13 protein-coding genes are annotated in these 11,287 nt (G+C 33.5%); 11 read left to right on the top strand and 2 right to left on the bottom strand.

Annotated features, from left to right (window positions below; all coding sequences use genetic code 11):
- The first annotated feature begins 11 nt into the window (after positions 1-11).
- From ABD816_RS06300 to ABD816_RS06345, 10 genes are all read left to right on the top strand, one after another.
- Positions 12-515, top strand: a complete 504-nt coding sequence (locus tag ABD816_RS06300) for a GbsR/MarR family transcriptional regulator (protein ID WP_344925675.1) — start codon at positions 12-14, stop codon at positions 513-515.
- 68 nt (positions 516-583) lie between these two features.
- Positions 584-1,006 (top strand): hypothetical protein, encoded by a 423-nt coding sequence (locus ABD816_RS06305; RefSeq protein WP_344925677.1) that lies wholly within the window; start codon positions 584-586, stop codon positions 1,004-1,006.
- 158 nt (positions 1,007-1,164) lie between these two features.
- Entirely contained in the window at positions 1,165-1,482 is a 318-nt protein-coding gene (locus ABD816_RS06310) for a hypothetical protein (protein WP_344925679.1), read from the top strand.
- A gap of 17 nt (positions 1,483-1,499) precedes the next feature.
- Positions 1,500-1,904: a hypothetical protein gene (locus ABD816_RS06315; protein WP_344925680.1), complete on the top strand. Its 405-nt coding sequence runs from the start codon at positions 1,500-1,502 to the stop codon at positions 1,902-1,904.
- A 46-nt stretch (positions 1,905-1,950) separates the two neighbouring features.
- The gene (locus tag ABD816_RS06320; RefSeq protein ID WP_344925682.1) at positions 1,951-2,829 is read left to right on the top strand and encodes a methyltransferase domain-containing protein; all 879 of its coding nucleotides are present in this window, start codon (positions 1,951-1,953) and stop codon (positions 2,827-2,829) included.
- A gap of 4 nt (positions 2,830-2,833) precedes the next feature.
- Positions 2,834-3,283 carry a hypothetical protein gene (locus tag ABD816_RS06325; protein WP_344925684.1) on the top strand — a complete coding sequence of 150 codons (450 nt, stop codon included), beginning with the start codon at positions 2,834-2,836 and terminating at the stop codon, positions 3,281-3,283.
- A gap of 11 nt (positions 3,284-3,294) precedes the next feature.
- Positions 3,295-4,209, top strand: coding sequence for a TIGR01777 family oxidoreductase (locus ABD816_RS06330; protein ID WP_344925686.1), 915 nt, complete (start codon positions 3,295-3,297; stop codon positions 4,207-4,209).
- On the top strand, positions 4,209-4,664 hold the full coding sequence (locus tag ABD816_RS06335) for an SRPBCC family protein (RefSeq protein WP_344925687.1): 456 nt from the start codon (positions 4,209-4,211) through the stop codon (positions 4,662-4,664). The genes ABD816_RS06330 and ABD816_RS06335 overlap by 1 nt, the downstream gene beginning before the upstream one ends.
- 112 nt (positions 4,665-4,776) lie before the next feature.
- Complete coding sequence (locus ABD816_RS06340) at positions 4,777-5,331, top strand: sigma-70 family RNA polymerase sigma factor (RefSeq protein WP_344925688.1); 555 nt, start codon at positions 4,777-4,779, stop codon at positions 5,329-5,331.
- Between the two features lie 4 nt (positions 5,332-5,335).
- Entirely contained in the window at positions 5,336-5,596 is a 261-nt protein-coding gene (locus tag ABD816_RS06345; protein ID WP_344925690.1) for a hypothetical protein, read from the top strand.
- Positions 5,597-5,887: 291 nt separating this feature from the next.
- Here the strand turns inward: ABD816_RS06345 and ABD816_RS06350 are convergent, their stop codons facing one another.
- Positions 5,888-6,721 carry a UbiA prenyltransferase family protein gene (locus ABD816_RS06350; protein WP_344925691.1) on the bottom strand — a complete coding sequence of 278 codons (834 nt, stop codon included), beginning with the start codon at positions 6,719-6,721 and terminating at the stop codon, positions 5,888-5,890.
- 135 nt (positions 6,722-6,856) lie between these two features.
- Here ABD816_RS06350 and gcvP point away from each other — a divergent pair, with 135 nt between their 5' ends.
- Positions 6,857-9,709 carry an aminomethyl-transferring glycine dehydrogenase gene (gcvP, locus tag ABD816_RS06355; protein WP_344925692.1) on the top strand — a complete coding sequence of 951 codons (2,853 nt, stop codon included), beginning with the start codon at positions 6,857-6,859 and terminating at the stop codon, positions 9,707-9,709.
- 50 nt (positions 9,710-9,759) lie between these two features.
- Here gcvP and ABD816_RS06360 read toward each other — a convergent pair whose 3' ends face one another.
- Entirely contained in the window at positions 9,760-11,139 is a 1,380-nt protein-coding gene (locus tag ABD816_RS06360) for an exonuclease domain-containing protein (RefSeq protein ID WP_344925694.1), read from the bottom strand.
- Positions 11,140-11,287: the final 148 nt, after the last annotated feature.

The raw sequence follows: 11,287 nt of genomic DNA on the forward strand, positions 1-11,287 counted from the left end.
ATATTTGATCTATGAATTACAAAGAAGCTAAAGAAAAATTTATATCAACCTGGGGATCTCTAGGTACGCTATGGGGAATTAACAAAGCTATGGCGCAGATCCATGCATTATTATGGGTTTCACCAGAACCTTTATCAATGGAAGATATTATGGAAGAATTACAAATCTCACGAGGAAACACTAGTATGAACCTGCGTCAGCTAATGGATTGGGGTATTGTATTTAAAGAAAGTAAACCCGGAGAGCGAAAAGAATATTTTGTTTCTGAAAAAGATGTTCAGGAATTAGCAAGACAAGTAGCCAAAGAGAGAAGCAGACGAGAAATAAAACCAGTTATTAAAACATTAAGAGAAGTTTCAGCTATAGAAAATGATGGTTCTAAAAAAACAAAAGAACTCATTAAACAAACTAAAGCTCTGTACGACTTAGCTAGCAATGCAGATATAATGATGAACAAAATTGTAAACCAAGAATCTAACTGGATTACAAAAACCTTAATGAAGCTAATAAATTAAGGATAAACTAAAGGAATAAGCTTTTTTTTTAAAAATTATTTCAATAATTACTGAAACTTTAAAATAAAATGAATACAAAATTAATACACATTATAAATACAGTATCTCTTATTATAAATCTGGTGTTGTATGTAATGATTATTCCTGGAATGATAGCTCAGTTTTTCTTAGGAATCATACAATTAATACTTGCAATTATCATTTCAACAAAATGGAAGAAATTAGATCCTGCCATAAAAAATCTTATGAAGGTGTATTGGGGACTCGTTACGCTATGTACTTTACTTATAGGGTTAGTATTTGCTGATTGGATCCCTAATAAGAAGGATGCTCAACTAATAACTTTTGTTTTTGTTACTCCGATGTTAACCGCATCTTACTTTGTATACGTATCATGGAAATTGCACAATACCAAACGAATTAAACTTGACAAAATGAAATATCAGAATGAGCATATAGAAAATGAAGAAATAATCGATTCAACTGAGTAAGAAACTAAACAGTTAGATTCATTAAAAGGGTTCATTCCCTTTTATTTTTCAAAATTAGTTTCAATAATTACTGAAAGTTTAAAACACTATAAAACTAAAATGATTGGAATGATATTTAACATCAATTAAAAATGAACCTCAACATCATAACATATTGTATGTATCTAACAATAACAGCTTTGCTCATTATTAAAGTGGGGCAACGCTGCTATCAACACGGAAATACATTTGTAATGCACCTTGTTCCCGGTGATAAAGATTTTTGTCTACGAATCAATAACATATTACTAATAGGATACTATCTGATCAATATTGGATATGCGGTGATCACATTATCAGGATGGTCCACAATCAATTCTATCGAACAAATGATTGAGAGTATCTCTAACCGTACAGCCACGATCATATGCATACTAGCTGTATTACATTACTTTAACTTATTCTGGATCACAAAATTTATTAAAAACATTAAATAACTTTAAATATAAATATTATGGAAACTTCTAAGATTTTTATTGGATACCTCATTTATCTACCTATCGCCATTCTTCTTACTTATTTTGTATCTAAAACACTTTTTAAGAACGGAAAAGTATTTATGATTGACATTTTCAAAGGTAAAGAAGATATTGCCATCGCTACAAATCGTTTATTCGAAGTTGGTTTTTATCTATTAAACCTGGGATGGGCACTTCTTATCCTTAGAATAAACCGAAATAACTTTAACAATAGCTATCAGAACTTAATAGAAATACTAAGTTTTAAAATCGGTGGATTTGCTATGTATTTAGGGTTTATGTTATTTCTAAACCTCTACCTATTCTTTAGAGGAAGAAAAAAATCCAAACAAAGTCAAAAAATAAGTAATCAAGGACTATCTAACCCTACTTCTGCATAGTTGTTCTATTAAATTTCTTTCTATTTATAAAAATAACAATACGATTATGAGCATTGCAACCGTAATACAAAAGATAAAACTTCAGAAATCTAATAAAGAGAGTTTGATTGACCTCTATGATGAAGCAACAGAAGATTATGAGTTTTGGAGCAAAGATTTCAATATGCATTTTGGATACTACATTCCGTTTCGAACAAACCTTTTCAAAAGAGACACGATGCTCAATGAAATGAATAATCAGATTTTTAACAGATTGCAGTTTGATAAAAAAAATGCGGTATTAGCTGATCTGGGATGTGGTATTGGAGGTACTATGCGATATGGATTGAGAAAATTTCCTCGCCTGCATATAATTGGAGTAACATTATCTCCTTTTCAGGTTCAGGAAGGAAATAAAAGGATGCAGCATATGGATGGTCTCATCCTGGAGGAAAATTATTGCAATACCTCATTTACTTCTAATAGCATGAATGGCGCTTATGCCATAGAAAGTCTGTGTCATTCTGGCCATAGTGAAGAAGCACTAGAAGAAGCATATCGAATCCTGAAACCAGGATCTAAATTTGTAATTGGTGACGCTTTTCTCAAAAAGGAAGCCGAACAATTGTGTCCCGGTAGTTATTACTGCTATGATCAATTATGTAAAGGATGGAGTCTTGAAAGTCTGGGTTCTATCCACAGAGTCAAAAGTTCTTTAGAAAACATTGGTTTTAAAAATATAAAAATAGAAGATATTTCTTTTAAGGTAGCTCCTTCTGTGTTACACGTACCTTTTGCTATTACAGGATTTATTATTAAAAAGCTTTTCAAAAAAGAAACGCTTAAAACCCAAAGTTGGAAAAATCTAAAAGGATCTTTATTTGCTCTTTTGTCCGGATTACATATGAGAAGTTTTGGATATTATATAATTACAGCAGAAAAATAAATTGATGAATACCAAAACACTCATCTATCAATGGTCATATATTGTGATTGCTACGATCATCTCATCGATAGCGTTATACTATTATGCGCACATGCTTCCGGAATTAATTCCTAACGAAAATTTAACGAAAGAAGTTTTTATGTGTGCTGGTCAAATTCTTTGGCAAGGTACAATTCTATTCATATTTGTAAGAAAAAAAATAACTACCTATTTATTCCAAATGATCACCGTTTCATTAATAGGTTCTTTAGCATTAATACCCTTACTAATAGTTAATGAATACTTCATCATATCCATAAAAACAAACGTTTTATTTTTCCTTTTTATAGTATTATTTATGATTACAGAACACGCCAGAAGAGTAAAAAAACTAAACTTACCCTTTTATTTAACCATAAGTTGGGTGATGTATCGAATTCTTTGGATCCCCATTTTATTGTTTTCATTTTCTTAATTTAACATTTTATGAAAAAACTAATTATAGCAGCAGGCACCGGTTTTTTAGGAAATATCCTGATCGATCATTTGAAGAGTAAAGTAGAAACTATTGTGATTTTAACCCGTGGAAAAAGCCGCATTCATAAAAATATTAAATATGTTCAGTGGGATGCTAAAACTATAGGTTTGTGGGCTCAAGAACTATGTGGAGCCGATGCGTTAATCAATATGACAGGTAGATCTGTAGATTGTAGATATCATCATAAAAATAAAGCGATGATTCTTTCATCCAGAATAGAATCCACTGCGGTTTTAGGAAAAGCAATCAGCACCTGTACTACTCCTCCTAAAGTATGGTTAAACTCTTCTACCGCTACTATATACAGACATTCACTTGATAAAGAAATGGACGAGATCTCTGGCGAAATAGGAGCAGGATTTTCTGTCAGCGTTGCTACAAGCTGGGAAAACACTTTTTTTTCTCAACAGACTCCGCATACAAGAAAAGTAGCACTAAGAACATCCATAGTATTGGGTGCCAGTGGAGGAGCCTTACCTCCTATTCTTACATTAGTAAAATTGGGGTTTGGTGGTAAACAAGGAAATGGAAATCAAAAATTCAGTTGGATTCATGAAATTGATTTTGCCAGAAGTATTGAATTTATAATTAATACAACATATATAGAAGGGGCTATTAATATAGTATCTCCAAAACCAACTACAAATGCGATCCTTATGAAAACCTTACGAAAGGTACAACGTATACCTATTGGGATTCCGCTACCTACGTTCTTAATAAAAATAGGAGCTCGTATTATTAAAACTGAAGCTGAATTAGTGTTAAAAAGTAGAAATGTGATTCCAATAAGATTAATAGAATCCGGTTTTCAATTTCAATACCCTACGCTTACAAATGCGATACAACAAATAATCCAACACTAATGACTACAATTAATCTTACTACACACATTAATGCCCCCATAAACATTGTCTTTGACGCTTCCAGAAATATTGACCTACATATGGATTCTGCCAAAAAAACAAAAGAAATCGCTATTGCAGGGACGACTTCCGGATTAATCAATCTTGGCGAAACAGTAACCTGGAAGGGAAAACATTTTGGGATTTATTTAACACATACCAGTAAAATTACAAGTCTGGAATACCCAACCTTTTTTGTAGATGAAATGGTAGAAGGAAAATTCAAAAGCTTCAAACATCAACATATTTTTAAACGCACAGAAACTGGAACAAATATGATTGATATTTTAGAATATGAAACACCTTATGGTATTTTTGGCAATTATTTTGACCGTCTATTCTTAAAAAATCACCTTACTAATTTTTTAGTTTCCAGAAATAACTTTATAAAAATAAAAACCGAAGGTACCCATTAAAACAAATAAAAAATGGAACATTTTAACACTTTTTGTGTTATTTGAAAGTGCAAACCATAATTAAGATCCAACTTTTTGTCCTATTTTTGAAAATTAAGAGAACCTACAAACTATGTCAACAAACATAATTGACCCTAATTCCTGGATAGATAAGTACAGTGACTATCTATTTAATTACACTGTCGTAAGAGTTGATGATAAAGAAATTGCACAAGATCTTGTACAAGAAACATTCTTTGCAGGTCTTAAGTCTATGAAAAATTTTAAGGGTGAAGCCACAGAACGCACTTGGTTAATCTCTATTCTTAAAAGAAAAATTATTGATCATTATAGAAAGATTAATAGTAATAAAGGGAAAGCTGAAGTTCGTGTCAATTATGTCAATGATGGAGAGAGCGAAGGCGATTGGCTAGAAGAAAGAGTTGCAGATCCATTTGATCAGAATGCTGAAAACGAAATTGAAAATAAAGAATTAGGGACAGCAATTCATAATTGCCTGGATAAACTACCCGAAAAACAAGCTCGTATTTTTGATATGAAAACTATACAAGGATTTGATACAGAAGCCATCTGTAATGAATTTGATATTACTGCGTCTAATCTATGGGTAATTATACATCGAGCAAGAACATCGATGGCAGAATGCCTCAAAAAAAACTGGTTTTAAAAACATGAGTAAGGAAAATAAAATATTTGTCAGTTGTGAAGATGCCAATCATTTTTGCGATAAAAATCAATACAAGGAGGCTTCTTTTTGGGAAAAGGTCAGGCTGAATATACATCTCATTTATTGTAAAGCGTGTAGAAAGTATTCTAAAAACAACAACACCTTAACACGATTGATAAATGATCCAAAAGTGATACGCATGGATGCAGCCATAAAAACTGATATGAAGAAGCAACTCAAAGAAAAAATGTCAGAACAGCAATAAGAGTTTTACTATGTAGTAAAATTTAAATATAGTATTGATATTTACGGTTACTTTAATACTTTGTATATTATAATATCAGGTATGATCCAATTCTATCAATCCAAAATCATACTTATAAGTGCTATTCCTAATTTTCAAGACTTACTATGTAATAAACTAAAAAATTAGTGCTTATAATTTTACATTAATCATAAGCAGCCATTGAAGTCCAAAAACAGCTTTTCAGAATAACATATCTTTGTTTTTAGAAACTAATAAAGTCATCAAAAAAACATAGTAATAACTGTATTTTCAACAAATTAAATGTTGTAAGAATATCCAAATCCCTAACCATAATATTGGAATACTTTCTACCCAAAAGGAGCAAAAATATTCAGATTGCTTTTTCTCTGTACCCCACAAAAATAATAAACAGATAATGGTAATTACTATAGACACAATAATTTCTAATGAAGAAAGGTCATTCTTAAAAGGAGTACATAATAAAAAAATGAATAACAGAATACTCCCAAAAACTTTAGTTCTGGTAATCCCAACACGTTGAGGGATTGTCCCTAATTCTCTGGCATCATACTGTAAATCTCTAATTTCAAAAGGCAACATTAATACCACCACAAATATAAATCGTTGCAGGATTTCAATACATACATCAAAATTAATCTCCTTTTCGCTATAGATAACAGGAATAATTACGGTAATCCCTGTCCATACTAAACCAATAATAAAAATTTTAATACCGGCTATACTCCGTAAATTCTTATTATTAGGAAACACAGGAACCGCATAGATAATTGTTAAAACCAGTAATGGAATTGCATACAAAATAGCGGTCCACGTAAGCTGAAACACCAGATACAGAAGTACCACTAGACAAATAGCAGTAAAAGCCTGAATTACCTTCATAGAACGAGTGAGTCTGCTATGGTATAAATTTGCCACCTTCACATATTTAACAAAATTATATCCTACTACCGTAGCCATGAAACTAAGACCTACAAAAATATCGCCCTGTACTGTCGTAATATCCAGCTTTAATAACGTAAGTTTTACAAGAGCAGCTACCGCCTGTGCCACGTGGATACTACTATTAATATAAAAATCAAATATTTTTTTGAAGGTTTTCACACCACTAATTTAAGGTTATATGTTAATAACACTATAAATTGGTTAAAAACTTGATAAGCTAGTATGATTTAATTAAGAAATGTTTAGGTTTTTAATATGTATTTTTGCGCTTTAAATCTCAACTGTTTTTTTGCTATGAAAACTGACTCATTTAAACTGCGTCATTTAGGTCCTTCGGACAAGGAGGTAAATGATATGCTACAAACAATTAAAGCTGACACCATAGACCAACTCATCTATGAAACAGTTCCTGATGATATTTTATTAGAAAAGCCTCTAAAGCTTGCTCCCGCATTGACAGAACAGGAATATGCTGCACATATGCAAAGAATGTCTTCTAAAAATTCAGTGTTTAAAACATATATTGGTATAGGATACCACGAAGCGTGTTTACCTGCGGTAATCCAACGTAATATTCTGGAAAATCCAGGTTGGTATACTGCCTACACTCCGTATCAGGCAGAAATAGCACAAGGCAGATTAGAAGCCTTATTGAATTATCAAACCATGATTTGTGATCTTACTGGTATGGAACTGGCAAACGCCTCCCTATTAGATGAAAGCACAGCAGCAGCAGAAGCAATGACCATGTTATTTGCTGTGCGCTCCAGAACACAGAAAAAACAAAATACAACTAAATTTTTCGTCTCTGATGAGATACTACCACAAACACTCTCATTACTTAAAACACGAGCTATACCTCTTAACATAGAACTAGTTGTTGACGATCATAGAAAATTTAATTTCTCTGACGAATTCTATGGTGCAATTTTACAATACCCGGGAGTATCCGGACAAGTGTATGATTATGCTGAATTTGTGAAAAAAGCACACGAATCAGAAATCAAAGTAGCAGTTGCTGCAGACATCCTAAGTCTCGTAACTCTGAAATCACCAGGAAGTTTTGATGCAGATGTTGTCGTAGGAACCACACAACGTTTTGGTATTCCGCTTGGATACGGAGGACCCCACGCAGCTTATTTTGCTACCAGAGAGGAGTATAAAAGAAATATACCAGGGCGTATCATAGGAGTAACTCAGGATCTTAATGGCAATCGAGCATTACGTATGGCGCTACAGACAAGAGAACAGCATATCAAAAGAGATAAAGCTACCTCTAACATATGTACAGCTCAGGTATTACTAGCAGTAATGGCTGGAATGTATGGGGTGTATCATGGGCCAAAAGGCTTACAGTATATCGCCAATAAAGTACATAACGCCGCAACCATAGTAAGCAATACTTTAGAAAAGTTAGGTTTTAAACAATGTAATACGCTATATTTTGACACGATTAAAATACAAGCGGATGCTAATCAAATAAAAGAAATTGCAGAAGCCAAAGAAGTAAATTTCTATTACCCTTCTGACGAGACTGTATCAATATCATTAAACGAAGCAACTTCGGTAACTGATATAAATACAATCATTGCTATTTTTGCTAAAGCAGCCAATAAAGAAGCTGTTGAGATAAAAGAGATTCCTTCGTCAGCGAATATAGAAAGTACCATACAACGAGATACCGATTTTTTAACTAATGAGGTATTCAACACCTATCACTCTGAAACAGAGTTAATGCGCTATATCAAGAAACTGGAGCGTAAAGATCTTTCTTTAAATCATTCTATGATTCCGTTAGGCTCTTGTACTATGAAGCTAAATGCTGCTTCAGAAATGCTGCCATTAAGTGATCCTCAATGGGGCAACATACACCCACTGGTGCCTACTGTACAAGCAAAAGGATATCAGGAAATTCTTAAAAAATTAGAAGATCAATTAACAGAGATTACTGGTTTTGCAGCTACGTCTTTACAACCTAATTCCGGCGCTCAGGGAGAATTCGCAGGACTAATGGTGATTCGCGCCTATCATGAATCCAGAAATGATCATCACAGAAATATTTGCCTCATTCCTTCTTCTGCACACGGAACCAATCCGGCCTCTGCGGTAATGGCGGGAATGAAGGTAGTAGTAACTAAGGCTACAGAAGAAGGAAATATAGATGTAGATGATCTTAGAGAAAAAGCATTACATTATAAAGACAATCTATCAGCATTAATGGTCACCTACCCTTCTACGCATGGAGTGTATGAATCTGCTATCAAAGAAATCACTAAAATCATTCATGAAAATGGTGGTCAGGTCTATATGGACGGTGCTAATATGAATGCACAGGTAGGACTCACAAATCCAGGTGCTATCGGAGCAGATGTATGTCACCTTAACTTGCACAAAACATTTGCCATACCTCACGGTGGTGGTGGTCCCGGTGTGGGGCCGATTTGTGTTGCAAAACAACTGGCTCCTTTTTTACCTGGCAATCCGTTAATACCTACCGGAGGAAATAAAGCAATTACAGCAATATCTGCTGCTCCATGGGGATCGGCATTAGCCTGTCTGATCTCATATGGATACATTACCATGCTGGGAACCAAAGGAATTAAACAAGCCACAGAATACGCCATTCTTAATGCCAATTATATAAAAGAACGGTTAGCGGGCCATTATGACACTTTATATTCTGGTGAACGTGGGCGTGCTGCTCATGAAATGATTATTGATTGTCGTCCTTTTAAAACAAACGGAATCGAAGTGACCGACATCGCAAAACGCTTAATGGATTATGGATTTCATGCACCTACGGTTTCGTTTCCTGTTGCTGGGACTATGATGATTGAGCCTACAGAAAGTGAAAGTAAAGCAGAACTAGATCGTTTTTGTGATGCTATGATTAGTATCCGAGAAGAAATTACTGAAACAAATGCTGAAAATCTTAACAATGTACTGAAAAATGCTCCTCATACATTAGCTATGTTAACGACAGATCACTGGGAATTTCCGTATACAAGAGAACAAGCTGCATATCCACTGTCTTATATCGCAGAAAATAAGTTTTGGCCTACTGTAAGACGAGTTAATGACGCCTATGGAGACAGAAATCTAATTTGTACCTGCGCACCTATTGAGGCATATATGGAAGAAGCTTAATTAAAGATTACAATGAAAGAAGTATAACTCAGGTGAAAAAAATATTATTCTTATAAGGGAATTATATTTTTTTCGCCATTCTTTTTTAAGTACCCTTGTATGATTTTGGTAGTATGGTAGGTATGACTCTGTAATTGTAAAAAAACTTTACAATCCTCTGGTCTGATAATTTGCGCTGTTTCATCTACAAACCCATAACCTTTATAAATACCATCTTCTATCATAATAAAACTATCTTCTCCCAATGTTCTGCCTTGTTCTCTGATTAAATAACTCTTTTGATCATTTTTCAGAGCGGCTAGTCCTTTTTGAACCCTCATATTATATAAAGCCGTAGACTCTTTACCATCACAAATTCCTTTACAATTCTTTATTTTATAGTGAGAGCAATTGCCTGTAGTACTTTGTAAACTACAATATCGTGGACATAACTGATACTCAATACATAACTGTTCCAATTTCTCTACAGCTTCTGCCCTTGTATAAAAAACCTCTAAAGAATGACTCGTAGCATCGGATCTGTCTATTGCTAACTGAACTACTCCTTTTCTATTCGTATAACTGATAATACAATAAGGAGCTATTGGTTTTTTTTGTGCCTTATTAAATTGTGGATAATGCCGTTTTATTTTTTCAGACTCCAGTAATAGTGCTATCAGTTCGTTACCTGTAATTTCGTGATCTATAGAATGAGTTGCCTGACAGAGTGCAAATTCCTTATTTTTCTTATCATAAAAATGACTTAATACGCGCTGTTTAATATTTTTAGCCTTGCCTGCATAAATTATTTTTCCCTTTTGATCTTTAAATAAATAAATTCCAGTCTCAGAAGGTAATGCTTCCAAACTTTCTGACTTCAGATGAGGTGGTAATGTAGCTTCCTTTGACCTAATATTTAAAAAAGTATTAATCACTTTTGAATCTGGATCCAAGCTCAAAATTCGTTGAAATAATATCACAGTTGCATCCGTATCCCCTTCTGCCCTATGCCTGCCTTCCAGCGAAATCCCTAATGCAGAACAGAGTTTACCTAAACTATAGGAATTCAATCCCGGAATTAATTTTCTGGATAATCGTACAGTACATAATTTTTTACGCACAAAGGAATACCCTAATTTTTTAAACTCTCCTTTAATGACATTGAAATCAAAATTTACATTATGTGCAACAAAAATAGCCTCAGAGGTCATCTCCAAAACACGCTTTGCTATTTCTCGGAAGGTAGGAGCATCCCTGACCATATTATCATCGATACCAGTAAGTCCCGTAATAAAAGAAGGAATAGCGCATTCTGGATTTACTAAAGAAGTAAACTTATCTATAATTTGACCTTCTTTTAAAAGTACAATACAAATCTCCGTAATTCGATTACCATGTATCCCATTTCCGGTGGTTTCGACATCTATAATTGCGTATGATTTATCTATCATTAAAATTCTTTAAAAATGTAAAATTAGGAATTTTTCCGTACCTGTGGAAATATTCCAAAAACTAATCGATACACCCTCCAAAAATAATTTAACAAAACCTGTATATACTTCTACTATCATTTTACGTTTACCAGATAAAATTAAATTG

It is taken from the genome of Aquimarina addita, from assembly GCF_039539305.1.
Taxonomy (GTDB): Bacteria; Bacteroidota; Bacteroidia; order Flavobacteriales; family Flavobacteriaceae; genus Aquimarina; species Aquimarina addita.